Annotated in this window: 22 protein-coding genes and 1 pseudogene; 15 read left to right on the plus strand and 8 right to left on the minus strand. The window is 63.0% G+C overall.

Annotation, left to right across the window (positions count from 1 at the left end; all coding sequences use genetic code 11):
• Positions 1-42 precede the first annotated feature (42 nt).
• The 3 genes and pseudogenes from ACVOKO_RS07030 to ACVOKO_RS07040 form a co-directional block, all read left to right on the plus strand.
• Positions 43-432: a DUF4124 domain-containing protein gene (locus ACVOKO_RS07030; protein ID WP_346498224.1), complete on the plus strand. Its 390-nt coding sequence runs from the start codon at positions 43-45 to the stop codon at positions 430-432.
• A 584-nt stretch (positions 433-1,016) separates the two neighbouring features.
• Positions 1,017-2,711 (plus strand): proline--tRNA ligase, encoded by a 1,695-nt coding sequence (locus ACVOKO_RS07035; RefSeq protein ID WP_346498225.1) that lies wholly within the window; start codon positions 1,017-1,019, stop codon positions 2,709-2,711.
• Between the two features lie 163 nt (positions 2,712-2,874).
• Positions 2,875-3,252 (plus strand): annotated as a pseudogene (locus ACVOKO_RS07040) (H-NS histone family protein); the annotation flags it as partial.
• 282 nt (positions 3,253-3,534) lie between these two features.
• On the opposite strand, the gene ACVOKO_RS07045 reads toward ACVOKO_RS07040, so the two are convergent.
• Positions 3,535-4,806 carry a threonine/serine exporter family protein gene (locus tag ACVOKO_RS07045; RefSeq protein ID WP_346498226.1) on the minus strand — a complete coding sequence of 424 codons (1,272 nt, stop codon included), beginning with the start codon at positions 4,804-4,806 and terminating at the stop codon, positions 3,535-3,537.
• Between the two features lie 83 nt (positions 4,807-4,889).
• On the opposite strand from ACVOKO_RS07045, the gene ACVOKO_RS07050 reads away from it, so the two are divergent.
• From ACVOKO_RS07050 to ACVOKO_RS07065, 4 genes are read left to right on the plus strand one after another with little or no spacing between them, the layout of a single operon-like run.
• The gene (locus ACVOKO_RS07050; protein WP_346498227.1) at positions 4,890-6,002 is read left to right on the plus strand and encodes an ABC transporter permease; all 1,113 of its coding nucleotides are present in this window, start codon (positions 4,890-4,892) and stop codon (positions 6,000-6,002) included.
• 4 nt (positions 6,003-6,006) lie between these two features.
• Positions 6,007-6,816 carry an ABC transporter ATP-binding protein gene (locus ACVOKO_RS07055; protein ID WP_346498228.1) on the plus strand — a complete coding sequence of 270 codons (810 nt, stop codon included), beginning with the start codon at positions 6,007-6,009 and terminating at the stop codon, positions 6,814-6,816.
• Position 6,817: 1 nt separating this feature from the next.
• Positions 6,818-7,744: an MlaD family protein gene (locus tag ACVOKO_RS07060; RefSeq protein ID WP_346498229.1), complete on the plus strand. Its 927-nt coding sequence runs from the start codon at positions 6,818-6,820 to the stop codon at positions 7,742-7,744.
• Positions 7,741-8,388, plus strand: coding sequence for an ABC-type transport auxiliary lipoprotein family protein (locus tag ACVOKO_RS07065; RefSeq protein WP_346498230.1), 648 nt, complete (start codon positions 7,741-7,743; stop codon positions 8,386-8,388). The genes ACVOKO_RS07060 and ACVOKO_RS07065 overlap by 4 nt, the downstream gene beginning before the upstream one ends.
• On the opposite strand, the gene ACVOKO_RS07070 is transcribed toward ACVOKO_RS07065, so the two are convergent.
• Genes ACVOKO_RS07070 through ACVOKO_RS07080 form a run of 3 tightly spaced genes read right to left on the minus strand, consistent with a single transcriptional unit; the run spans position 8,342 to position 10,355 of the window.
• Positions 8,342-8,947 (minus strand): alpha-ketoglutarate-dependent dioxygenase AlkB family protein, encoded by a 606-nt coding sequence (locus tag ACVOKO_RS07070; RefSeq protein ID WP_346498231.1) that lies wholly within the window; start codon positions 8,945-8,947, stop codon positions 8,342-8,344. The two genes, ACVOKO_RS07065 and ACVOKO_RS07070, sit on opposite strands and share 47 nt — an antisense overlap.
• A 39-nt stretch (positions 8,948-8,986) precedes the next feature.
• A complete protein-coding gene (locus tag ACVOKO_RS07075; protein ID WP_346498232.1) occupies positions 8,987-9,619 on the minus strand; it encodes a CoA transferase subunit B in 633 nt (210 codons plus the stop codon).
• A gap of 1 nt (position 9,620) precedes the next feature.
• Positions 9,621-10,355: a CoA transferase subunit A gene (locus ACVOKO_RS07080; RefSeq protein ID WP_057627308.1), complete on the minus strand. Its 735-nt coding sequence runs from the start codon at positions 10,353-10,355 to the stop codon at positions 9,621-9,623.
• A 175-nt stretch (positions 10,356-10,530) separates the two neighbouring features.
• Here ACVOKO_RS07080 and ACVOKO_RS07085 point away from each other — a divergent pair, with 175 nt between their 5' ends.
• Both ACVOKO_RS07085 and ACVOKO_RS07090 read left to right on the plus strand, forming a co-directional pair.
• A complete protein-coding gene (locus tag ACVOKO_RS07085; RefSeq protein WP_346498233.1) occupies positions 10,531-11,877 on the plus strand; it encodes a phosphohexomutase domain-containing protein in 1,347 nt (448 codons plus the stop codon).
• Between the two features lie 8 nt (positions 11,878-11,885).
• Complete coding sequence (locus tag ACVOKO_RS07090) at positions 11,886-13,289, plus strand: mannose-1-phosphate guanylyltransferase/mannose-6-phosphate isomerase (RefSeq protein ID WP_346498234.1); 1,404 nt, start codon at positions 11,886-11,888, stop codon at positions 13,287-13,289.
• Between the two features lie 99 nt (positions 13,290-13,388).
• On the opposite strand, the gene rfbD is transcribed toward ACVOKO_RS07090, so the two are convergent.
• From rfbD to rfbB, 4 genes are read right to left on the minus strand one after another with little or no spacing between them, the layout of a single operon-like run.
• Positions 13,389-14,288, minus strand: coding sequence for a dTDP-4-dehydrorhamnose reductase (gene rfbD / locus ACVOKO_RS07095; protein ID WP_346498235.1), 900 nt, complete (start codon positions 14,286-14,288; stop codon positions 13,389-13,391).
• A complete protein-coding gene (rfbC, locus tag ACVOKO_RS07100) occupies positions 14,285-14,842 on the minus strand; it encodes a dTDP-4-dehydrorhamnose 3,5-epimerase (RefSeq protein WP_346498236.1) in 558 nt (185 codons plus the stop codon). Before rfbC ends, rfbD begins: the two co-directional genes overlap by 4 nt.
• Positions 14,839-15,726 (minus strand): glucose-1-phosphate thymidylyltransferase RfbA, encoded by an 888-nt coding sequence (gene rfbA, locus ACVOKO_RS07105; protein WP_346498237.1) that lies wholly within the window; start codon positions 15,724-15,726, stop codon positions 14,839-14,841. Before rfbA ends, rfbC begins: the two co-directional genes overlap by 4 nt.
• Before the next feature lie 51 nt (positions 15,727-15,777).
• A complete protein-coding gene (gene rfbB, locus ACVOKO_RS07110) occupies positions 15,778-16,833 on the minus strand; it encodes a dTDP-glucose 4,6-dehydratase (protein ID WP_346498238.1) in 1,056 nt (351 codons plus the stop codon).
• Positions 16,834-17,078: 245 nt separating this feature from the next.
• Here rfbB and ACVOKO_RS07115 point away from each other — a divergent pair, with 245 nt between their 5' ends.
• The 6 genes from ACVOKO_RS07115 (at position 17,079) to ACVOKO_RS07140 (ending at position 23,678) form a co-directional block, all read left to right on the plus strand.
• Positions 17,079-17,825: an electron transfer flavoprotein subunit beta/FixA family protein gene (locus ACVOKO_RS07115; protein WP_346498239.1), complete on the plus strand. Its 747-nt coding sequence runs from the start codon at positions 17,079-17,081 to the stop codon at positions 17,823-17,825.
• Entirely contained in the window at positions 17,825-18,763 is a 939-nt protein-coding gene (locus tag ACVOKO_RS07120) for an electron transfer flavoprotein subunit alpha/FixB family protein (RefSeq protein WP_346498240.1), read from the plus strand. The genes ACVOKO_RS07115 and ACVOKO_RS07120 overlap by 1 nt, the downstream gene beginning before the upstream one ends.
• Before the next feature lie 198 nt (positions 18,764-18,961).
• Complete coding sequence (locus tag ACVOKO_RS07125; RefSeq protein WP_346498241.1) at positions 18,962-21,472, plus strand: LTA synthase family protein; 2,511 nt, start codon at positions 18,962-18,964, stop codon at positions 21,470-21,472.
• A gap of 234 nt (positions 21,473-21,706) precedes the next feature.
• Positions 21,707-22,678 carry a glycosyltransferase family 2 protein gene (locus tag ACVOKO_RS07130; RefSeq protein WP_346498242.1) on the plus strand — a complete coding sequence of 324 codons (972 nt, stop codon included), beginning with the start codon at positions 21,707-21,709 and terminating at the stop codon, positions 22,676-22,678.
• Entirely contained in the window at positions 22,675-23,433 is a 759-nt protein-coding gene (locus tag ACVOKO_RS07135; protein ID WP_346498243.1) for a GNAT family N-acetyltransferase, read from the plus strand. Before ACVOKO_RS07130 ends, ACVOKO_RS07135 begins: the two co-directional genes overlap by 4 nt.
• A complete protein-coding gene (locus ACVOKO_RS07140) occupies positions 23,430-23,678 on the plus strand; it encodes an acyl carrier protein (RefSeq protein WP_346498244.1) in 249 nt (82 codons plus the stop codon). The genes ACVOKO_RS07135 and ACVOKO_RS07140 overlap by 4 nt, the downstream gene beginning before the upstream one ends.
• Positions 23,679-23,680 lie beyond the last annotated feature (2 nt).

Consider the following 23,680-nt stretch of genomic DNA (forward strand, 5'->3'; position numbering starts at 1 on the left):
GCTGCAATCGCCCCCTGCCCTGTTTCGGTGTCTGGAGTTGCCATGCTCGCCCTGTCTCGCCTCTGCTGCCTGCTCGTGCTCACAGCCGCCGCCGGCGCCCACGCCGGCAATCTGTACAAGTGGAAGGACGCCAATGGCGTCACCCAGTACTCGGAACGGCCACCGGCCGGCAAGCCGTACGAAACCCGCCGCATCACCACCAGCGGCGCGTCGATCGCCGAACCGGCGGCAACGGCTGAAGCTGCCGAATCGGAGCAATGCCTGGGTGCGCGCAAAAACCTTGATCTGCTGAACGGCAGCGGCCCGGTGCTGCACGACACCGACGGCGACGGCAAACCCGATGCCCCCCTGGATGACGCCCAGCGCGACGCACAGAAGCGGCTGGCCGAGGCGGCAGCGGCGGCTTATTGCAAGCCGGCGCCGAAGAGTTAAGCCGTCCGGCAATTGCCGGATGCTGACTTTTTGCGGGTTTGAAGGTTGCTGGACGATCAGGTTGTGGGACTGTGGGGCTGTGGGAGCGGCGTAAGCCGCGAAGCTCATAATCCCTGCAATTGCCAACACTTCCGGCAACCTGGATCGGCTGGCTTCGCGGGTTTTCTCCTTTGTCTTCAAGCCAAAGGAAGATTGGGAAGGGTTAGTTTTTGAGGTTCTTCCGTATTCCCGGCTTCGCGGCTTACGCCGCTCCCACCGCTTTGCCCCAGCTTTGCTCCCTCCCCTTGGCCGCAGGCCAAGGGGAGGGTTGGGGAGGGGTTGGCTTTCGGGGCCTTTCTGTATTCCGGGCTTCGCGGCTTACGCCGCTCCTACAGCCTTGCTCCCTCCCTTTGGCCGCAGGCCAAGGGGAGGGCTGGGGAGGGGTTGGTTTTTGAGGCCTTTCCGAAACACCCCGCTTCGCGGCTTACGCCGCTCCCACAGCGCGTTCCCTCCCCTTGCCACTACCCTGACCTGATCGCAGCGGTACGCAGGGGCCTGCAAGGCTGGCAAAATAGCGGATCGTCCGTTCTGCGAAGCCCCCTGCCATGCGCCTTTCCCGTTTCCACCTGCACACCACCAAGGAAACCCCTGCCGACGCCGAGCTGGTCAGCCACCGGCTGATGCTGCGCGCGGGCATGATCCGCAAGCTGGCGTCGGGCCTGTACACCTGGTCGCCGCTGGGCCTGCGTGTGTTGCGCAAGGTGGAAGCCATCGTCCGCGAGGAAATGAATCGCGCTGGCGCGGTGGAACTGCAGCTGCCGACCATCCAGCCCAAGGAACTGTGGGAAGAAACCGGCCGTTGGGAAAAATTCGGCGGCCAGCTGCTGAAAATCAAGGACCGCAAGGAGCAGGAATACTGCTACAGCCCCACCGCCGAGGAAGCCATTACCGACTTCGCGCGCCAGGAGCTGTCCAGCTACAAGCAGCTGCCGGTCAATTTCTACCAGGTGCAGACCAAGTTCCGCGACGAAATCCGCCCGCGTTTCGGCGTCATGCGCTCGCGCGAGTTTCTGATGAAGGATGCCTATTCCTTCCATCTGGACGACGCCAGCCTGGTCGCCGAATACGAAAACATGAAGGCCGCCTACACCCGCATCTTCACCCGCCTGGGTCTGGAATTCCGCGCTGTGCAAGCCGATTCCGGCGCTATTGGTGGCGACGCCTCGCAGGAATTCCACGTGATCGCCGATTCCGGTGAAGACGCGCTGGTGTTCTCCACCGGCTCGGATTACGCCGCCAACGTGGAAGCGGCCATCGCCGCCGACCCGGCTGCACGCACCGGCGCCAGTGAGGCCCTGCGCAAGATCGATACCCCCACCCAGAAAACCTGTGAAGAAGTGGCCGCGCTGATGGGCATCGCCCTGCTGCGCACGGTCAAATCAGTCGCGGTAATGAGCACGGATAATCAGTTCGTGCTGGCACTGGTACGTGGCGACCACGAAATCAATGAAATCAAATTGGCCAAGGTGGCTGGCCTCAACGATTACCGCATGGCCAGCGAAGCGGAGATTGCCGATTATCTGGGCAGCGAGCCGGGTTTCCTCGGCCCCTTGAATCCGCGCAAGCCCATCCGCGTGGTGGCTGACCGTGAAGTGGCGGCAATGGCGGATTTTGTGGTCGGCGCCAATGAGAAAGGTCTGCATATTGCCGGCGTCAATTGGGGCCGCGACCTGGCCGAGCCGGAGGTTGCCGATATCCGCAACGTCAAGGCCGGTGACCGCGCGCGCGACGGTGGTGAGCTGAAGATTACCCGTGGTATCGAAGTCGGCCACGTATTCCAGCTGGGCCGCCAATATGCGCAGGCATTGAAGGCCACCGTGCTGGACCAGAACGGCAAGGCTGCGGTGATGGCGATGGGCTGTTATGGCATTGGTGTGTCGCGCATCGTCGCTGCGGCCATCGAGCAGAACCATGATGAGGTTGGCATTATCTGGCCGGTGAGCATGGCGCCGTGGCAAGCGGTTGTCTGCATGATCAACCCGAAGCAGGACCCGACCGTAACCGCCGCCGCCGAAGCCTTGCTGGTCCAGCTGCAGGCCGCTGGTGTGGACGCCGCGCTGGATGACCGCGGCCTGCGCCCGGGCCAGATGTTTGCCGATATGGAACTGATCGGCATTCCGCACCGCATCGTGGTATCCGAACGCGGCCTGGCCGCTGGCACCGTGGAATACCGCGCACGCAGCGCCAGCGAAGCGGAAAATCTGGATCAGGCAACCGCGATCAGCAGGATTACCGGCTGAATCTGGTGACTTGAAACGCCGGGGCATTGTCCCGGCGTTTTCATTTGCGGATAACATGGAAAACGGTATTTATCTGTCATTCCCGTAACCGGCCCGGTATGCTTTGCCGCGCTGCCACGGAATGGCATTCACCCCCAAACCCATTATCCGGAGTAGTTATTCGATGAGTATCGATCTGTCCCAGCTGTCGGCCAAAGAACTGGCCGTGTTGATCCGCGACGCACAGAAGCGCAAGACCGTTGTCGCCAAGCGCCAGCCGATTGCCAAGGCCCGTGCCCTGGTTGCCGCTGCCGCCAAGAAGGCTGGTTACACCGTCGAAGAGCTGTTCGGCACCGGCGCCGCCGTTGCAGTAAAGGCCCCGCGTGGCGCCAAGGCCAGCAAGGGCGCTGCCAAAACCGGCCGCAAGCTGCCCAAGGTTGAGCCGAAGTACCGCAACCCGGCCAATGCCGCTGAAACCTGGACCGGCCGTGGCAAGCAGCCGCGCTGGCTGGCCGAATACACCAAGGCAGGCCGCAAGGTTGAAGATTTCCTGATCCAGAAGTAATCAATCTGGAATATCGATTACAAACTGGCAGCTGCGGTAATGCTGCCTGGTCAAGTAATTGAGTCACTAGGAAATCCGATGCCAGCGCTCTGGCATCGGATTTTTTGTGGGAGCGGCGTAAGCCGCGAAGCAGCCACATCGTCAGATGACGCAGGCGCCAAAGCCTTGAGCAATACCAGCTTCGCGGCTTACGCCGCTCCCACAAAAAAGCGACATTGCCAATACGAACCGCATTTCAGCTCCAATCAACGCCTTTACTGGCCTGCAGACGCATCTGACCTAAAGATTCTTGCGCGCTGGCACCAGCAGATTGCCGAACAGCAGCCCGGCCACCAGCGCCATCACCACGTTGACCACGGTCAACAATGCCGACTCACCGGCATTCACGTTCTGCTGCTGGATCAACCTCAGCACCCCGCGCAGGCTGGTGCTGCCGGGCACCAGCATGATGATGCCCGGCAAGCGGATGATCGCCCCCGGCCGCTGCACGATGCGCCCGAACAGATTGCCGGCGGCAGTCACCGCCATCGCCGCCAGAAAAATACCCGCTGGCGCGCCCCATAACTGGCCGCCATAGCGGGAAATGGCGTAGCCGGCCACCGATGCCGCCATCACCCACACGTAGTCGCGTCTGCTGGCCCGGAACAACATGGCGAAAGCAAACGAGGCCACCAGCACCGAGCCCCATTCCACCCAGTTGGATTGCGGCCGCGAGGCGCGGATAACCGGTTCCAGACCGATGGAATTGGCGATGGTGACGGCGATCATCGCGCCCACCGTGAGCTTCATGATGGTGGTCAGCGCACCGGCGAACCGCGCCGTGCCCGACACCCAATGCCCGCTGGCCAGTTCATTGACCGAGTTGGTCAGCGCCATGCCGGGCAGCAGCACCACCAGCGACGCGATGATGGTGGAATTCAGATTCAAGGGGCCGATGAAACTGGCCACCAGCACCGCGACGAAACCGGCCAGCAACGCCGCCAGGGCCTCACCGGCCTCCCGCGTCGCCACCCGCCGGTCGGTATAGAACAGCATCAGGCCGATCAGCAGACCGGTAATACCTGCGGTGGCAATATCCAGCCACGGCAGCCGCCACAGACCGGCGACGCCGGCCGAGCCCAGGGTGAAGGAGGCCAGCAGCTGGATCTTGCTGCGCAGGCCGCCATCCTTGTCGAGCTGGCGCAGCGCGGTGTGGCCTTGGGCGATGGACATCTGCCCGGCCGCCACCGCATCGGCGATCTGGTCGGCCATGGCCAGCTTGTGCAGATTGGTATCGCCCGGCCCCAGGCGGATCACGCGGGTGATGTCACTGGAACCAATCGCTCGGGTCGGGTCGCTGAAACTCAGAATCAAACCGGTCGGGTTCGACCACGGCTCGCAATCCAGATCCAGCTGCTGCGCCAAGGCCACCACGGCCGCCTCCAGGCGCTGGGCGGTTGTGCCATAGCTGTGCAGCCGCCCAGCCATCTCCGAAACGAAGGCCACACGTTGCGCATAGGTGGCCCGATTGGAAGCAGTGGCCGGGGCAGCGGCAAGGGTTTCGGCAGACATGGCCGTTAGTATCACCTGAAGCGGATGAAATACTCATCCGGGTTGAAGGACGGACAGGTTATTCTCCGCAGTCAATGGTCACCATGAAAGACATTCCCCCACCCGACTGCGTACTTCCTCCCGATGCGGATGGCCTGCTCAGGCTTTCCGGCAACTGGACCTTGGCCACTGCATTGCGCTCGGGCGAGGTATTGCATGCGCAGACCGGGACGGTGACCGGTATCGATGCACGCGCCATTGATCGGCTGGATTCGGCCGGGGTGCTGCTGTTGCTGCGCTACGCGCACAAGCTGGGCCTGCCCGATGATGCGCTGCAGTTCCGTGACGATCACCAGGCGCTGGTCTGCACCATCGAGGAAGTTGCCGACGAGCGCCCCAAGCCGCAGCGCGATTACGGCGTAGCCGCCGCGCTGGATCGACTGGGCCGCTCGGTGTACGCCATTGCCGGCAACATCGTGGTGCTGGTCAACTTCCTCGGCGAAAACCTGAGCAAGCTGGCGCGCCTGATCCGCCAACCGCGTCGCTTCCGGCTGACCGCGGCGGTCAACCAGATGGAAGAAGTTGGCCTGAACGCAGTGCCGCTGGTGGCGCTGCTGTCGTACCTGGTGGGCGCGGTGATTGCCTTCCTAGGCTCCACCATCCTGCGCGACTTCGGTGCGGAGATCTATGTGGTGGAGCTGGTCTCGATTGCCTTCCTGCGCGAGTTCGCGGTGCTGCTTACCGCCATCGTGCTGGCCGGGCGCACCGCCAGCGCCTTCACCGCGCAGATTGGCGCGATGAAGGCGCGCGAGGAAATCGACGCCATCCAGACCCTTGGCCTGGACCCGATCGACCTGCTGGTGCTGCCGCGCGTGGTCGCGCTGCTGATCATGCTGCCCCTGCTCACCTTCGTGGCGATGATCGCCGGCCTGGCCGGTGGCGTCACCGTTGGCGCGTTCGACCTGGATATTCCGCCGCAGATGTATCTGGCGCGCATGCACGACACCATCGAGGTGCGGCACATGCTGGTTGGCCTGTCCAAGGCGCCGGTATTTGCATTGATCATCGCCCTGATCGGCTGCCTGGAAGGCTTGAAGGTGGAAGGCACCGCACAATCGGTCGGCGAACGCACCACTTCCAGCGTGGTGCAGACCATCTCGCTGGTCATCATCCTCGACGCGCTGGCCGCGTTGTGGTTCATGCACATGGGTTGGTGAGCCGATGAACACCCCGCAAGCCACCACCGTTGAAGACACCGAACTGGCCATCCGCTTGCGCGGACTGGTCAACCGTTTCGGCAGCCAGACCGTGCACGATGGCCTGGACCTGGATGTGCGCCGTGGCGAAATTCTCGGCGTGGTTGGCGGTTCGGGCACCGGCAAATCGGTGTTGATGCGCTCCATCCTCGGCCTGCGCACGCCCGATGCCGGGCAGATTGAAGTACTCGGCGTGGATGCGCGCTCGGGCAACCCAGACGACCGCCTGCGCATCGAGCGCAACACCGGTGTTCTGTTCCAGGACGGCGCCCTGTTCTCCTCGCTGACGGTGGGCGAGAACGTGCAGGTGCCGCTCAAGGAACATCATCCCGAACTCAGCGAACGCTGGCATTACGAACTGGCCCTGCTGAAAGTGAAGCTGGCCGGCCTGCCTGCCGACGCCATCAACAAGCTGCCTTCGCAGCTGTCCGGTGGCATGCGCAAACGCGCCGGCTTGGCGCGTGCGCTGGCGCTGGATCCGCCATTGCTGTTTCTGGATGAACCGACCGCCGGGCTCGATCCAATCGGCGCGGCCGCCTTCGACCGCCTGATCAAGACCCTGCAGGAAGCACTGGGCCTGACCGTTTTCCTGATCACCCACGACCTGGACACGCTTTACGCCATCTGCGACCGCGTCGCGGTGCTGGCCGACAACAAGGTCATCGCCAACGCTCCCTTGCCCGAGATCGAACAACTCGACCATCCGTGGATACGCGAGTACTTCCACGGCCCCCGCGCCCGCGCCGCGCGCGGCCTCCAGCACGAGCCTGCTTGATATGGAAACCAAAGCCAATTACGTCCTGATCGGCGCCTTCACCCTGCTTGCCGGCATTGCCCTGCTGGCGTTCGGGTTGTGGGCCGCCAAATATTCGTCCGATCGCACCTGGCAGGAATACCAGGTGGTGTTCACCGAAGCAGTGACCGGTTTGTCGGTTGGCAGCCCGGTGCAATACAACGGCATCGCGGTCGGCTCGATCACCGAGCTGACCCTGGCCCCGGATGACCCGCGCAAAGTCGTTGCCAAGCTGCGGCTCAATTCCACCACTCCGGTCAAGACCGACACCCGCGCAAAAATGGCCATCACCAGCCTGACCGGGCCATCGATCATCCAGCTCAGCGGCGGCAGCCCGCAGGCCGCTGCGCTTACCGCAGTGAGCAAGGAACCGGTGCCGACCATCGCCGCTGCGCCCTCGGCCCTGCAGAACATCACCGACGTGGCCAACCGCGTGGTCGAGCGCATGGACGAACTACTCAGCGATGAGAACGTCCGCAAGATCACCACCACGCTGGCCCACCTGGAAACCATCAGCGGCGGCCTGGCGGACCGCGACGAAGGTACACAGGCCTTGCTGGTGGAAGCCCGCGACGCGGCGCGCAACCTCAACGTCACCCTCGGCAGCGCCAATGGTGCGATCAAGAACCTGGACGAGAACGTGTTGCGGGAACTGCCGGCAACGATGGACAAACTGGACACCAGCCTGGCCAAGCTCGACTCGGCCGCCGGCAATGCCGACGCCATCCTTGGCGAGAACCGCGCAGCGATCAACAGCTTTGCCAACGATGGCCTGGCCCAGCTCGGCCCGACCCTGACCGAACTGCGCGGCCTGATCCGCGACCTGCGCCGGGTCAGTGACCGGCTGGAGAACAACCCGGCGCGCTACCTGCTCGGTCGCGACGCCCCGAAGGAGTTCGAACCCAAATGAAGCCCATCACGATGCTCAAGCTGCTCGCCCCGGCCTGCCTGCTGGCGCTGGCCGGCTGCTCGGTGCTGGCTGGCGGCGACCGCCAGTCCACCACCATCTATGCGCCACAGGTGCGGGTACAGGCCGATCCATCATGGCCGCAGGTCAACTGGCAGCTGGCCATCGCCAAGCCCAGCGCCGCGCGCCTGATCGACAGCCCGCGCATCAACGTGCGGCCAACGCCGGGTGAGCTGGAGGTCTACCGCGGTGCCACCTGGTCGCAGCCGGCCACCGACATGCTGGAAGACACCTTGCTGCGCGGCTTTGAAGATTCCGGCCGGATCGATGCCGTTGCGCGCATTGCCACCGGCATCCGCTCCGATTACAAGCTGACCACCGACCTGCGCCGCTTTGAATCGGACTACCGCGGCGGTGAGCTGCCCTCGGCCACCATCGAACTCAACGCCAAGCTGATCTACAGCCTGGACCAGCGCGTGGTCGCAGCACGCACCTTCATCGTCGCCGAACCTGCCACCTCCACCGATATCGGCAGCGTCGCCAGCGCCTTTGAAACCGCGCTGGACAAGACCGCCACCGAGCTGATCGGCTGGACCCTGCTCAACGGCCAGCGCGACGCGGCACAGCAGCGACCTGGCGGAAAGTGAGGTTGATACGCTCGCCAGCCACCCGCGCGGTTTTCGGCAAGGCATGCTGGTAGTCGCGCTGGCAATCCCCGCGCATCAGCAACAGATCGCCGTGACCGAGCCGGTATTCGAGCTTGCGTGCGGGGTCATCGCGGCGACGCAGTAGAAAGCGGCGCTCAGCGCCCAGGCTCAGCGAGGCGATCAGCGGCGTCGGCCCCAACTCGGGCTCGTCATCGCTATGCCAGCCCATGCTGTCGCGGCCATCGCGGTAGCGGTTCAGCAGCACGCTGTTGAAGCGCGCATCACAGGCCTGCTGCAGCCGCTCGCGCAGTTCATTTACTGCCGGCACCCACGGATGCGGAATGAAATCCGCCCCCGAATAGCGATAGTGAGCATCCGCATCGCCCATCCAGCAACTCAGGCGCGGCGAATCCAGCCAGCGCCCAAACATGCGGATGCGGTGGATTTCCCAGGCAACCTGCGTGTGCAAGGCCAGCAACAAGGCATCCGCCTGCGCTGCAGGTAGCCAGCCGGGAAGATGCTGGACGTCCGTCAAGGCCGATGTATCGGGAAACAACATTGCGCGATGCGGGGCAGCCACGCCGCCCCGCTCTCTCACTCAGCCACGCCGAAACGCACCCCCGGTCTTTTCCTTCAACTCGTCATCACTGACACCCGGCGCAGCTTCCACCAGCACCAGGCCATCGGCGCTGACATCGAAGATCGCCAGATCGGTGATGATGCGGTCGACCACGCCCACGCCGGTCAGCGGCAAGGTGCAGTCCGGCAGGATCTTGTGCTCGCCGTTCTTGGCGGTGTGCTCCATCAGCACAACTACGCGCTGCACGCCGGCGACCAGATCCATCGCGCCACCCATGCCCTTGACCATCTTGCCGGGCACCATCCAGTTGGCCAGGTCACCCTTGTCGGTCACCTGCATGGCGCCGAGGATGGCCAAGTTGATGTGGCCGCCACGAATCATCGCGAACGAATCATGGCTGCCGAAGTAGCTGGCACCTGCACGTGCGGTAACAGTCTGCTTGCCGGCATTGATCAGGTCGGCATCCACCTCGGCCTCGGTCGGGAACGGGCCGATACCAAGCAGGCCGTTCTCCGACTGCAGCCATACATCCACACCATCGGGAATGTGATTGGCCACCAGCGTCGGCAGGCCAATGCCCAGATTCACGTAGGCACCATCGGTCAGCTCGCGCGCGGCGCGCTGTGCCATTTCGTCACGGGTCCAGGCCATCTCAGTTCCCCTCCTGACGCACGGTGCGCTGTTCGATGCGCTTCTCCGGCGTTGCGTTCAATACGATGCGATCGACGTAGATGCCCGGCAGGTGCACCTGGTCCGGATCGATGGCGCCCACCGGCACGATTTCTTCCACCTCCACCACGCAGACCTTGCCGGCCATGGCGCAGGCCGGGTTGAAGTTGCGCGCGGTCTTGCGGAACAGCAGGTTGCCAGCTTCGTCGGCCTTCCACGCCTTGACCAGCGACACGTCAGCCTTGAGTGCGGTTTCCAGCACGTAGTGCTTGCCGTCGATTTCGCGGGTTTCCTTGCCTTCGGCAACGATGGTGCCGTAACCGGTGGCGGTGAAGAACGCGGGAATACCGGCACCGCCGGCGCGCAGACGCTCGGCCAGGGTGCCCTGCGGGTTGAATTCCAGCTCCAGCTCGCCGGCCAGGTACTGGCGTTCGAATTCCTTGTTTTCGCCCACATAGGACGAAATCATCTTCTTGATCTGGCGGGTTTCCAGCAGCTGGCCCAGGCCGAAGCCATCTACGCCGGCGTTGTTGGAGATTGCGGTCAGGCCCTTGACCCCGCTGTCGCGCAGCGCGGCAATCAGTGCCTCGGGGATGCCGCACAGGCCAAAGCCACCTACGGCAAGGGTTTGCCCGTCGGCCACGATGCCAGCCAGGGCATCGGCGGCGCTGGCAAAGACCTTGCCGCGTTGCCGGGCCGGAGAGGAGAGATCGCTCATCGCATCACGCTCACAGTACTGAAGATGACCATATTCTAGCCATACTGTGGTGATGGCCCCCCTTGGACCTTCGTCCAGCGCATCCGGCCCCCTGAAATCTCCATCCAGCCAGCAGACAGCCTCCGAACGCGTACCCGACTAAACTAGGCAATCTTTCACCCAGCAGGATGCATGCATGCCCCTCCCCGCGTTCAAGGCCTACGACATCCGCGGCCGCGTGCCTGAAGAACTCAATGAAGACATGGCCCGCAAGATCGGCAAGGCCTTGGCCGCCGAGCTCGGCGCCGGCCCCGTTGTGTTGGGCCATGACGTGCGCCTGACCAGCCCTGCGCTGCAGGATGCGCTGGCTGCAGGTCTGCGCGGACAGGGCCGCGAGGTCATCGATATCGGCCTGTGTGGCACCGAAGAAGTCTACTTCCAGACCGGCCATCTGCAGGCCGCCGGCGGCGTGATGGTCACCGCCAGCCACAACCCGATGGACTACAACGGCATGAAACTGGTGCGCGAGCACGCGCGCCCGATCAGCTCGGACACCGGCCTGTTCACCATTTCCGATGCAGTGGCCGCCGATGATTCGCAGCCACAGCCCGCGCGCGCCGGCCAGAGCGAGCAGCACGACAAGAGCGCCTACATCCAGCACCTGCTCAGCTATATCGACGCCAGCCAGCTCAAGCCGCTGAAGCTGGTGGTCAACGCCGGCAACGGTGGTGCAGGCAGCATTGTCGATCTGCTGGCGCCGCATCTTCCGCTGGAGTTCGTACGTGTCTGCCACGAACCCGATGGCAGCTTCCCCAACGGCATCCCCAACCCGCTGCTGCCGGAAAACCGCGACGTCACCGCCAAGGCCGTGCGCGAGCATGGTGCCGACTTCGGCATCGCCTGGGATGGCGACTTTGACCGCTGCTTCTTCTTCGACCACAACGGCCGCTTCATTGAAGGCTATTACCTGGTCGGTCTGCTGGCCCAGGCCATCCTCGCGCGCAACCCCGGCGGCAAGATCATCCACGATCCGCGCCTGACCTGGAACACGGTCGAGATGGTCGAATCGGCCGGTGGCGTGCCGGTGCTGTGCAAGAGCGGCCACGCCTTCATCAAGGAGAAGATGCGCGCCGAAAACGCCGTCTACGGCGGCGAGATGAGCGCGCACCATTACTTCCGCGAGTTCGCCTATGCCGATTCGGGAATGATCCCATGGCTGTTGATTGCCGCGCAGGTGTCCAGCGGCGGGTTGTCGCTGGCCGAACTGGTTGAAGACCGCATGGCGCGCTTCCCGTGCAGCGGCGAAATCAACTTCAAGGTTGCTGACGCCAAGGCCGCCGTTGCCCGCGTGATGGCGCACTTTGAAGCACAGACGCCCGCGCTGGATCACACCGATGGCATCAGCGCCGACTTCGGCAGCTGGCGTTTCAACCTGCGCAGCTCCAACACCGAGCCGTTGCTGCGCTTGAACGTTGAAACCCGGGGTGACGCAGCCTTGCTGGCAGAGCGTACTGCTGAAATCTCTACTTTGATCACCGCCTGAGAACCTTCATGAGCCATATTCTTCCCGTCATTCTTTCCGGTGGTTCCGGTACACGCTTGTGGCCCCTCTCACGTGAGGCCTATCCAAAGCAGTTCCTGCAGTTGGCCAGCGAGCACAGCATGCTGCAGTCCACCTGGTTGCGGGTGGCCGACGTCGCCACGCAGGCGCCGATCGTGGTGGCGAACGAGGCGCATCGGTTCGTTGCCGCCGAACAGCTGCAGCAAGTGGGTACCACGCCGTCGGCGATCCTGCTGGAGCCAGTAGGCCGCAATACCGCACCGGCTATCGCTGCCGCTGCATTGGAGGCCTGCCGCGACGGCGCCGACCCGCTGCTGCTGGTGCTCCCTTCAGACCATTTGATCCGTGATGCCGCGCATTTCCACCGCGCCATCCTGGAAGCTGCGGATATCGCCGAACAGGGCAAGCTGGTTACCTTCGGCATCCAGCCAACCGCGCCGGAAACCGGCTACGGCTACATCAAGGCTGTGCCCGGTGACGGTGCACGGGCCATCGAGCGTTTCGTCGAAAAGCCCGACCTGGCCACCGCCCAGGCCTATGTGGCATCCGGTGAGTATTACTGGAACAGCGGCATGTTCCTGTTCCGCGCCTCGCGTTACCTGCAGGAACTGGAACGCCTGCAGCCGCAGATCCTGGCCGCTTGCAGCGCTTCGTGGGAGAACGCACGACGTGAAAGCGACTTCATCCGCCTGGATGCGGACGCATTCAAGGCCAGCCCATCGGACTCCATCGATTACGCGGTGATGGAAAAAACCGCCGACGCTGCCGTGGTTCCGCTGGATGCTGGCTGGAGTGATGTCGGTTCATGGACCGCGCTGCGCGATGTCTCCGAACAGGATGCCAACGGCAACGCGCATCGCGGCGATGTCATTGCCATCGACTGCCATGACACCTTTGCGTATGGCGAACGCTTGATTGCGATGGTGGGCCTGGACGACGTGATCGTGGTCGAGACCGACGATGCGGTACTGGTCGGCAAGTCCGATCGCATGCAGGAAGTGAAGGACGTCGTCGCGCGTTTGAAGGCCGATGGCCGCAGCGAAGCCACCTGGCACCGTAAGGTCTATCGCCCTTGGGGCGCCTATGACTCCATTGACCACGGTGAACGCTTCCAGGTGAAGCGCATCACGGTCAAACCCGGCGGCACCCTCAGCCTGCAGATGCACCATCACCGCGCCGAGCACTGGATCGTGGTCAGCGGCACGGCCGAAGTCACTCGTGGCGATGAAGTACTGCTGTTGGCCGAGAACCAGAGCACGTACATCCCGCTGGGTGTCACCCACCGTCTGCGCAATCCGGGCAAGCTGCCGCTGGAGCTGATCGAAGTGCAGTCGGGCAGCTATCTGGGTGAAGACGATATCGTGCGCTTCGAGGATACCTACGGCCGCGCCTGAGATAGAGAGCAAGCCGCGCAGAAAAAACCCCGGGCAGTCCCGGGGTTTTTTCATCTCAGCGCCGGCATGATGATCCATCGCCATGCGCATGAGCGCAGCTCAGGCTTTTGCGATCTCAGCGATCACGTGTCGCAGGCCCTCGCGCCAAGCCGGCAAGGTGATGCCAAAATCCTGCTGCAGCTTGCGATTATCCAGCACCGACCAGGCCGGGCGCTTGGCCGGCGTCGGGTATTCCGCGCTTGAGATTGCCTGCACGTTCGGTGCCTTCGCCAACACACCTGCAGCGACTGCCTCGGCGAAGATCGCCTCGGCAAAACCATGCCAACTGGTTTGCCCCGATGCCGTCAAATGCCAGGTGCCGGACAACTGCCCCGGATGCTGCAAGGCCTGCGCAGTCACATCGGCGATCAAGGCTGCCGGCGTCGGCGTGCCCAGCTGGTCGGCCACCACCCGCAATTCATCGCGCTCAGCGCCTACCCGCAGCATCGTGCGCAGGAAGTTGCCGCCATGCGAGGCATACACCCACGCGGTACGGAAGATCAGGTGCCGGCCACCAGCTGCACGCACCGCATCTTCGCCGTCACGCTTGCTGCTGCCGTATACGCCCAACGGTGCCATGGCATGCTCTTCAGCATAAGGCGCAGTGCCCTGCCCATCGAATACATAGTCAGTGGAGTAATGCACCATTGGCACGTTGTGAGCCGCACACCATCGAGCGATCGCGCCCGGCGCCTGCGCATTGGCCCGGAACGCCGCTTCGGGCTCCTGCTCGGCCTTGTCGACGGCGGTGTAGGCGGCAGCGTTGACGACCATCGAAGGCTGCAGCCGATCCAGCAAGGTCGGCAGGCCTTCAGGCGAATCGAAATCCGCCACCTCGCAAGCACTGCCATCCGCCAGCTTTCCGCTGCGCGTGGTGGCAATGACGGGCCCCAGTGGAGCCAGTGCCCGCAGCAGCTCCCGGCCCACCTGCCCGTTGCCGCCAAAGACCAGCACGGTCATGGCGCATAGACCGGCAGGCGGTCTTCGGCTATGTCCTTCAGGAAAGGCGCTGCTTCGTCCTTGGCCGACAAGGTCGGAGCGCGGATCGGCCAGTCAACGCCGATATCGGCATCGTTCCAGCGAATGCCTGCATCCGCTTCTTTTACATAGACGTCCGTGCACAAATAGTTGAATAGCGCGCGTTCCGAAAGCACGGCAAAGCCGTGCGCAAAGCCTTCGGGTATCCAGAACTGGCGCTTGTTCTCTGCGCTCAGGATGACAGCTTCCCAGCGGCCGAACGTCGGCGAGCCACGACGGACATCCACCGCCACGTCATACACCTCGCCTTCCAGCACACTGACCAGTTTGCCCTGCGGACGCGGCCACTGGTAGTGCAGGCCACGCAGCACGCCCCTGCTTGAAGCGGAAACGTTGCTCTGCACGAACTTGTCGGGCAGGCCCAGCGCTTTGAAACGTTCGGCATTCCAGGTTTCGAAGAAGAAGCCGCGCTCATCACCAAACACTGCGGGTTCGATGACCGCGCAGCCAGGCATTCCCGTTTCAATCACTTTCACGGAACGATGCCCCGCTGAATCAACTTCTGCAGGTACTGCCCATAGCCATTCTTGGACAAGGGTGCAGCCAATGCTTCGAGCTGTTCTGCGCTGATCCAGCCCTGCCCGTAAGCGATTTCTTCAGGGCAGCAAACCTGCAGGCCCTGACGGGTCTGGATGGTTTCAATGAAGTTGGAGGCTTCCAGCAAGGATTGATGCGTGCCGGTATCCAACCAGGCGTAGCCACGGCCCAACGGCTCCAGCTGCAACTTGCCTTCGTCCAAGTAACGTTGGTTGAGGTCTGTGATCTCAAGCTCACCGCGCGGTGACGGCTTCAACGCAGCAGCGTAATCGCTGGCATTGCCGTCATAGAAATACAGGCCGGTCACTGCGTAGTTGGAGCGCGGCTCAGCAGGCTTTTCAACCAACCCGACAACCTTGCCATCCTTGCCGAACTCGGCCACACCATAACGTTCCGGGTCATTGACCCAGTAGCCGAACACCGTCGCTCCATCATCACGCGCATCAGCGCGCTTGAGTACTTCGCGCAGGCCGGTGCCGTGGAAAATATTGTCACCGAGCACCAAGCAGCTGGGCTTGCCGCCGACGAAATCACGGCCGATCAAATACGCCTGCGCCAAGCCATCCGGGCTGGCCTGTACCGCGTACTGAATGTCCATTCCCCACTGCGAACCATCACCCAGCAGCTGTTGGAACAAAGCCTGTTCATGCGGCGTATTGATGATCAGCACTTCACGGATGCCCGCCAGCATCAGCACGCTGAGCGGGTAATAGATCATCGGCTTGTCGTAGACCGGCAGCAATTGTTTGCTGACGCCCTTGGTGATCGGATACAGCCGCGTGCCAGAGCCGCCGGCCAGAATGATGCCTTTACGTTGCGTCATGGTTGTTCTCTAGTTGGTCCGCCGGGGAGCATGGACACTGGATCATCGATATCAGGCGTCGGTGCCGATGCGCTGCAGGCGATAGCTGCCATCCAGCACGCCGTTCACCCATTGCTGGTTTTCCAGATACCAGTCCACCGTGAAGCCGATGCCCTGCTCGAAGCTGTGCTTCGGTTCCCAGCCCAGTTCGTTCTTGAGCTTGGACGCATCGATGGCGTAGCGGCGGTCGTGACCGGGACGATCGGTGACATAGGTGATCTGCTCACTGCGTGGCTTGCCATCCGCACGCGGACGGCGTGCATCCAGCAATGCACAGATCGCCTCCACCACCTCGATGTTCTGCTTCTCGGAGTTGCCACCGACGTTGTAGGTCTCGCCCACCTTGCCTTTGGCCAGTACGGTGCGGATCGCTTCGCAGTGGTCGGCCACGAACAGCCAGTCGCGCACCTGCTTGCCATCGCCGTACACCGGCAGAGGTTCGCCGGCCAGGGCCTTAGCGATCACCAGCGGAATGAGCTTCTCAGGGAAATGATACGGGCCGTAGTTGTTCGAGCAATTGGTGGTCAACACCGGCAGTCCATAGGTGTGATGGAACGCACGCACCAGATGATCGGACGCCGCCTTGGACGCCGAGTACGGCGAGTTCGGGGCGTAAGGCGTGGTTTCGGTGAACTTTCCGGTTTCTCCCAGCGTGCCGTAGACCTCGTCGGTGGACACATGCAGGAAGCGGAATGCGCCCGCCTTATCGGCCGGCAGCGCCTTCCAGTAGTCGCGCACGGCCTCCAACAGACCAAGCGTCCCAACCACATTGGTCTGGATGAAGGCGCCGGGGCCATCGATCGAGCGGTCCACATGGCTCTCGGCGGCAAAATTCAGCACCGCGTCGGGGCGGTGCTCGGCCAGCAGACGCGCTACCAGCTCACGGTCACCAATATCGCCGTGAACGAACAGGTGGTTCGGGTTGCCTTCAAGGCTATCCAGCGTTTTCAGGTTGCCGGCATAGGTCAGTGCATCCAGATTGATGATCCGGATGCCCTTTGCCACAGCTTCCAATACAAAATTGCCGCCGATAAAGCCGGCGCCGCCGGTCACAAGCCATGTGGTCACGCGTTGATTCTCCGATTTACGGCTGCCGGGGCAGCGAACAATACCGCCAAGGATATAACGCCAGCCGTTATTAGACCTGCACCATTGACAACGGCGGCCCTGAAGCTGCAATTTGTCCGGACATTTGACCTGGCGGACCGCACACCATACGCGTTCGCACGGGCCTATCAACCCGGCTAGAATCGAGAAAATTTGTCCCCCGGCCCGCGCCGGACCCCATCAGCAACCGAAGGACCCCGCAGCACATGAAAATCCTCGTCGCGTACAAGCGCGTGGTGGACTACAACGTCCGCATTCAAGTCAAGCCGGATGGTTCCGGCGTGGTCACCGATGGCGTCAAGCTTTCGCCGAACCCGTTCGATGAAATCGCCCTAGAAGAAGCCCTGCGCCTGCGCGACAAGGGCATCGCCACGGAAGTGGTGGTGGCCACCATCGCCCCGGCCGACGCCCAGGCGCACCTGCGCAACGGCCTGGCCATGGGTGCCAACCGTGCCATCCACGTGGTCACCGACCAGGCCATCCAGCCGCTGACCGCCGCCCGCACCCTGCTCAAGCTGGTCGAAAAGGAACAGCCGGACCTGGTCATCCTCGGCAAGCAGGCCATCGACGACGACGCCAACCAGACCGGCCAGATGCTGGCCACGCTGTGGGCGCGTCCGCAGGCCACGTTTGCCTCCAAGGTTGAGATCGCTGACGGCAAGGCCACGGTCACCCGTGAAGTCGACGCCGGCCTGGAAACGCTGGAAGTCGACCTCCCCGCCGTCATCACCACCGACCTGCGCCTGAACGAGCCGCGCTTCATCAAGCTACCGGACATCATGAAGGCCAAGGCCAAGCCGCTGGAGACCCTGCAGCTGGCCGACCTGGATGTTGAAGCCGCCGACACGTTCAAGACCACCCACTACGCCGCACCTGCCAAGCGCAGCAAGGGCGTGATGGTGAAGGATGCCGCCGAACTGGTGGCCGCACTCAAGCAGAAGGGGTTGCTGTAATGGCCAAGATTCTCGTCATCGCCGAACACCTGGACGGCAAGCTCAACAGCGCCGTCGCCAAGACCGTTTCGGCCGCGACCGCCGTGGGCGGCGATATCGACGTGCTGGTGCTGGCCGCCGACCCGGCTGCCATTGCCGCTGAAGCCGCACAGATTGCTGGCGTCAGCAGGGTGCTGACCGTCGCCAACCCGGCCAACGAACATGCGCTGGCACAGGTACAGGCCCCGCAGATCGCCAAGGCCGCCGCTGGCTACAGCCACGTCTTCGGCCCCTCGACCACCACCGGCAAGGATCTGATGCCGGCCGTGGCCGCACTGCTGGGCGTCAACCAGGTCTCGGACCTGATGTCCGTCGAAGGCAGCCACACCTTCAAGCGCCCGATCTACGCCGGCAACGCCATCATCACCGTGGAAGCTCCCGCCGATCAGGTTGTGGTGGCCACTGTGCGTGCCGCCTCCTGGGCGGAAGCGGCCAAGGGCAACAGCGCACCGGTTGAGGCCCTGGCCATCGACGCCGCCCTGCCCGGCCACACCCGTTTCATCGGCCTGGCCGCCGGCAAGAGCGACCGTCCGGACCTGCAGAGCGCCAAGCGCGTGGTCTCCGGCGGCCGCGGCGTCGGCTCGGAAGAGAACTTCAAGGTGATCTACCAGCTGGCTGACAAGCTCGGCGCCGGCGTCGGTGCCTCGCGCGCCGCGGTGGACGCCGGCTATGTGCCCAGCGACATGCAGGTCGGCCAGACCGGCAAGATCATCGCCCCGGAGCTGTACATCGCCGTGGGCATCTCCGGTGCCATCCAGCACCTGACCGGCATCAAGGATGCCGGCACCATCGTCGCCATCAACAAGGACGGCGATGCGCCGATCTTCGAGATTGCGGATATTGGTTTGGTCGGTGACCTGTTCACCTTGCTGCCGGAGCTGGAAATCGCACTAGGGTAATCCAAGCCGATACCTGCAAAGCCATGCAGCAACCGGCGCAGCCCCCGGCCGGACTGACACTCCCGCCGGGCACCTTGCCATGGCCACCTTAAAGAGGTGGCCAGACAAGATTTGATACATAGCGTTACACCCTTGAGGTGTCTTTAAGCGGCTTCGTGGGGCCAGAATGCGGGCGTTTTCTCACGATTTTTATATTTGATGAAGCTAGGAATTGGACCGACTGCCCGCTCGTTCATTACGGATTTGGCGGCGTCGTGGAAGTACCTGCCGATCAGCCTGATGGCCTGCAGCATTATGGCCGTAGTGGCGCGGATCAGCTTTGGGTTTACGTATGGCGTCGGGGCGATTGTCGTTACCGGGCTGTTGCTAGGCTGCGCGCTATGGTTAATGGGCCCTGGCCTACGTAACCGCTGGTGGGGCGCCGCACTGACAACAGGGTTGGCCAGCCTGCTGCTGGTCGGCAGCGCAGCCAAGGTTGCGATGCTACACGTCCCGCTTTCCATCGCGGATGTACAGGCGCTGCCCATCCTGCTGGCCACCTTGTCAGGTCGTCCCTTACTGCTGGCGACAGCGCTGATTTCCGTAGCTGTGCTGTTGCCGCTGGGGAGTCTTCGACTGAGCTGGCACAGCCTGCTGGCGCTGGCCACGACTACAGTCTTCGTCTTCCTACTGTCCTCAGCGTCCGGCCAGCTACGTTCGATCTCAGAAAACCTGCTCCCGGTGGGAATCGAAGAACTGAAAATGCCCGATGGCGAGGTCGTGCGGATTCCAGGCCGTGAGGACCAGATCAGTTTGCTGCGGGTGCGCGGTCCGTTGATCTACCTGCTCGAAGACTGGCGAATGATGCACGAGGACACCGGCAACGTTCCTACGGCTGCCGAGATCGATGCGCTGACACTGCAGGCATGGCGGCCGGGCAGTATCAGCAAACCACGCAACGTACATGTCGTCCTGCTAGAGAGCGTCTGGGATATCACGCTCTTGGACCGCTACCAGAGCTCACGAAGTCCGTTGGACCCACGCTTCTTGGCGTTGTGGGAAAGTGCTGGTCGCCCCTACGTACTGTCACCAGAAATGGGCGGCGCCACCGCCAACGCCGAGTTCGAAGTATTGTGCGGCCTGCCCGCCCCACGCAACTCGGTGGCCTTCGTGAACCTGATGCGCAATCCCTCACCCTGTATTCCCGCAGTGCTGGCGCGCTCAGGTTACCGCACGATAGCCAGCCACGCGCATCAAGCCGAGAACTGGAACCGGATACGCGCCTATGACAACGCTGGCTTCGATATATATCGACCGATCGGCGCTTTCGAGCTGGATGACTTGGAAGGTGGGCTGCTGGCCGATAGCTCGTTCTTCCGTCAGAACCTGCAGTATCTGGATGAAAACCGGTCCGATGCCCCCCTATTCAACTATCTCGTTTCACTGTCGTCACACTGGGGCTTCGTGCGCAATTCCGAGCGCCGTCCCGACCTGGTGACAATCAGCCCTGCCGATGTTCCGGTGCTTCACGCCTACGCAAATGCGGTGGCCTATACCACCAAGGCCTTCATGGACTGGACAGAGGACATCCTGATGCGCGACCCGGAGGCTCTGATCATTGCCTTCGGCGACCATTCACCGTCACTCGATGTCGATCCAGACCCCTACACCGCGGTGAACGGCCGTGACAAGGCGGTGTTCGACAGCCCAGCGACCCGGCGCAAAGTCGGTATCAGCCGTACTCCTCTGCTGATCCTCGACGGCAACCGTGGCGCGCTTCGCACAGGCACCGATCTGCCAATGTACGAGCTACCTGGCCTGATCGGCCAGTTGCTAGGCAACGGCGCTCTCCTCCCGCAGTCTGCCCAACGCGGCCCGATGACGCTGCGCCCATTCCGCGGGCACCTGCTTGCTAGCAACGATGGAAGCTGGACTGACTGCGCCGGGCACGACAGCGCGCCGCGCACCCCGACATGCAATGCCGCCTGGAAGCAGTTCGACCAACTACGCACACTTCGCCAAGATATCGTCTTCGGTGATGGCCACTATCTGCGCGCGCAGCACGCCGCGGCATTCCGCGCCCCGCGCCTACATCCAATGATTGTTGAAGCAAGCCATGCGGCCTGCGAATTCGAGGTCGATCGGTGGGGCCCGCACCAGGCTATGCCGCGACAGGGGTTCAATCTTCAACCCGACGGCTCCAGCGCCATGTGGTTTGCGATGAAGCATCTGCGGGGCGCGCCCGAAGTGAGGATCGGCGACATCGTCGGCGAAACCAACGTGGGCGAGCACCTTGTTACGGCCGCCTTCGTCACCAGTGCCGTCTCCAACCTCACTGGCCCCATGCCGGTCAGTCTCAGCTGTCCCGGCCAGCCGCCGGTGTATGTAGGTATTCTCGACGTTTCGACTGAGCTGAAATCGGCTACCTCCGTCGCAGTAGAGGATTGCAGCTTCACGGTTGACCAGTGGGGTCCGCGCACTGGCACGACAGCACAGGGCTTCAACCTCCAGCCTGACGGTAGTAGTGGGTTGTGGATCACCATGAAACAGCTGCAAGGCCACCCACAAGTACGTATCGGCACCACGACTGGGGCTACCGCCTATAGTGATCTACTCGTGACCTCCGGCTTCAGCGAGCCTGCACTGCACGCCCAGCCAGGCCCTCTGTCGGTCTCGATCGCCTGTCCGGGGCACGCCGCCATAGAGCTGGGCACAATCCAGCTTGAGTAAGTCACGGATAGAGCTTCGCAGAAACCGAACGCAGGGATCTGGGTCCATTCAGGGAGAGATGACACCCGATCGGTGCGAGACAGCCTGTAAAGCTATAATCGCTGGCTGCCGCCACTAATCATCGCGCGGGCGGATGCAGGTACACGCCCCGTGCGCCCCGCTGCCTGCCGAGATGGTGACATTTACGTGCCGAGGCAGGGCGCCTAAGGATTCCGCTACGCCATGACAGACGCGATGCCTTCCTCCCCCAGCCGCGGGGATTCCAGCTTTGAGATTTCAGTGGTGGCACCGGTCTATGGTTGCCAGGGGTGCCTGGAAGACCTCGTGGACCAAGTGGAAGCTGCTATTAAGACGATGGGCATCAGCTTCGAGATGATATTGATCGACGACGCCAGCCCCGACGGGGCCTGGGCCCGGATCGCGGAACTTGCCCGCAGCCGTCCCTGGCTGCGCGGCCTGCGTTTGTCGCGCAACTTCGGCCAACATTCAGCCATTTCCGCCGGCATCGAACACGCACGTGGCAAATGGACCGTAGTCATGGACTGCGACCTGCAGGACGTACCGGGCGAAATTCCGACGTTGTATCGCAAGGCCAATGCCGAACAACTGGATGTGGTGTTTGCCCAGCGCCAGGAACGTCAGGACACTCCGCTCAAGCGCCTGTCTTCCTGGGCCTTCTTCAATGTGCTGGGTTGGTTGACCGGTGTTCCCCAGGACCCAAGCACGGCCAACTTCGGCATCTACCACCGCAAGGTCATCCAGGCCGTGTGCCAGATGCCCGAACGTGACCGCTCATTTCCGTTGATGGTCAAGTGGGCCGGCTTCCGCACCGGCAAATTGCCGGTGCAGCATCAGGCCCGCGCCGTCGGCGAGACCTCCTACACCCTACGAAAGCTGCTCAAGCTGTCGATGAACATCGCCTTGGGCTACTCCGAAAAACCCCTGCGCATGGTTGCCGGTACCGGCATCGCCTGCTCCCTGGTCGCGTTCGTGCTGGTGGCCATGAGCCTGCTGCGCTGGTGGGACGGGGACATCGAGGTGGCTGGCTACACCTCGATCATCGGCTCGGTCTGGCTGATCGGTGGCCTGGTGATGTTCTGCCTCGGCGTGGTTGGACTGTATGTTGGTCAAGTGTTCCGCAACGTACAGAAGCGTCCGTATTACATCGTCGCCGATGCGGTGAACGACGCAGAGGAAGCGCGGTGAACGTAGTCATCGACAACAGTCAGGGCCGTATTGCCGCACGCCTGACGCCGTGGGATGAGCGCGCACTTGGCTTCGTCACCGCCGAGGTGACATCCTTGGAGATCTCCACCGCCGAGCAGGCGGCCTCGCTGCTTTCCGAGCTGGAGCAATGGTGTACCGCGCATGCTGTGCACTACCTGTTCGGCCGCATCGACGCGACCCAGACGGCGGCCAAGTCGGCCCTGCTGCTGCAGGGCTATACCTTCGTGGAAACCTCCTTAACCGTCTCGCGCAGCGGGTTTGCTAACCTCCCGCCGGTACCGCGCGGCATGCTGCCGACGCTGCGCCTTGCGACCGGCGCGGACGTGCCCGAACTGCGGCGCATTGCCGTGACCGATTTCATCCATGGCCGCTTCCTGGAAGACCCCGCCATCGACCCGCAGCGCGCAGCGTTGCGCACTGCCAACTGGATCGAAGACCTGGTCAGCAGCGGGTTGGCCCATGTCGCCGAATCACGCGGGCGCACCATCGGCTTCCATGCTGAACGCGTGGCTGCCGACAACGGCAACTGCGAGCTGCTCCTGACCGGTGCCACCGGCCCCTATGCGATGCTCGCCCTGCCACTGTGGATCACCGCACTGGAATCGCTCGCCGCGCGCGGCGTTCCGCAGTGCACGACCCTCGTTTCCGCTGCCAATACGGGCATCCTCAACCTCTATGCCCGCCTCGGCTTCCATTTCAACAGCACCCTGTTTGGGTTCAGGAAATTTCTATGAATGACACCGTTACCGAAGACCAAGTCGTTGCCGTGTTCGCCCGCGTACTGGGTATCCCGGCCGACAACGTGAGTGATGAGCTGCGCTACGCAACCATCCCGCAGTGGGACTCGATCGCCCACATGTCAGTGGTGGCCGCGCTGGAAGAGGCATTCGGCGTGATGATCGACATGGACGAAGTCATCGACATGAGCTCGGTGGGCAAGGCCCGCGAAATCCTGCGCAAGCACGGCGCGGCCGTCTGATC

It is taken from the genome of Stenotrophomonas sp. STEN240, assembly GCF_056756175.1.

What these genes read in the sequence shown, in the direction of transcription:
- ACVOKO_RS07030 (WP_346498224.1), top strand. Translation starts at nt 43, where the DNA reads ATGCTCGCCCTGTCTCGCCTCTGCTGCCTGCTCGTGCTCACAGCCGCC.
- ACVOKO_RS07035 (WP_346498225.1), top strand. Translation starts at nt 1,017, where the DNA reads ATGCGCCTTTCCCGTTTCCACCTGCACACCACCAAGGAAACCCCTGCC.
- ACVOKO_RS07045 (WP_346498226.1), bottom strand. Translation starts at nt 4,806, where the DNA reads ATGTCTGCCGAAACCCTTGCCGCTGCCCCGGCCACTGCTTCCAATCGG.
- ACVOKO_RS07050 (WP_346498227.1), top strand. Translation starts at nt 4,890, where the DNA reads ATGAAAGACATTCCCCCACCCGACTGCGTACTTCCTCCCGATGCGGAT.
- ACVOKO_RS07055 (WP_346498228.1), top strand. Translation starts at nt 6,007, where the DNA reads ATGAACACCCCGCAAGCCACCACCGTTGAAGACACCGAACTGGCCATC.
- ACVOKO_RS07060 (WP_346498229.1), top strand. Translation starts at nt 6,818, where the DNA reads ATGGAAACCAAAGCCAATTACGTCCTGATCGGCGCCTTCACCCTGCTT.
- ACVOKO_RS07065 (WP_346498230.1), top strand. Translation starts at nt 7,741, where the DNA reads ATGAAGCCCATCACGATGCTCAAGCTGCTCGCCCCGGCCTGCCTGCTG.
- ACVOKO_RS07070 (WP_346498231.1), bottom strand. Translation starts at nt 8,947, where the DNA reads ATGTTGTTTCCCGATACATCGGCCTTGACGGACGTCCAGCATCTTCCC.
- ACVOKO_RS07075 (WP_346498232.1), bottom strand. Translation starts at nt 9,619, where the DNA reads ATGGCCTGGACCCGTGACGAAATGGCACAGCGCGCCGCGCGCGAGCTG.
- ACVOKO_RS07080 (WP_057627308.1), bottom strand. Translation starts at nt 10,355, where the DNA reads ATGAGCGATCTCTCCTCTCCGGCCCGGCAACGCGGCAAGGTCTTTGCC.
- ACVOKO_RS07085 (WP_346498233.1), top strand. Translation starts at nt 10,531, where the DNA reads ATGCCCCTCCCCGCGTTCAAGGCCTACGACATCCGCGGCCGCGTGCCT.
- ACVOKO_RS07090 (WP_346498234.1), top strand. Translation starts at nt 11,886, where the DNA reads ATGAGCCATATTCTTCCCGTCATTCTTTCCGGTGGTTCCGGTACACGC.
- rfbD (WP_346498235.1), bottom strand. Translation starts at nt 14,288, where the DNA reads ATGACCGTGCTGGTCTTTGGCGGCAACGGGCAGGTGGGCCGGGAGCTG.
- rfbA (WP_346498237.1), bottom strand. Translation starts at nt 15,726, where the DNA reads ATGACGCAACGTAAAGGCATCATTCTGGCCGGCGGCTCTGGCACGCGG.
- ACVOKO_RS07115 (WP_346498239.1), top strand. Translation starts at nt 17,079, where the DNA reads ATGAAAATCCTCGTCGCGTACAAGCGCGTGGTGGACTACAACGTCCGC.
- ACVOKO_RS07120 (WP_346498240.1), top strand. Translation starts at nt 17,825, where the DNA reads ATGGCCAAGATTCTCGTCATCGCCGAACACCTGGACGGCAAGCTCAAC.
- ACVOKO_RS07125 (WP_346498241.1), top strand. Translation starts at nt 18,962, where the DNA reads ATGAAGCTAGGAATTGGACCGACTGCCCGCTCGTTCATTACGGATTTG.
- ACVOKO_RS07130 (WP_346498242.1), top strand. Translation starts at nt 21,707, where the DNA reads ATGCCTTCCTCCCCCAGCCGCGGGGATTCCAGCTTTGAGATTTCAGTG.
- ACVOKO_RS07140 (WP_346498244.1), top strand. Translation starts at nt 23,430, where the DNA reads ATGAATGACACCGTTACCGAAGACCAAGTCGTTGCCGTGTTCGCCCGC.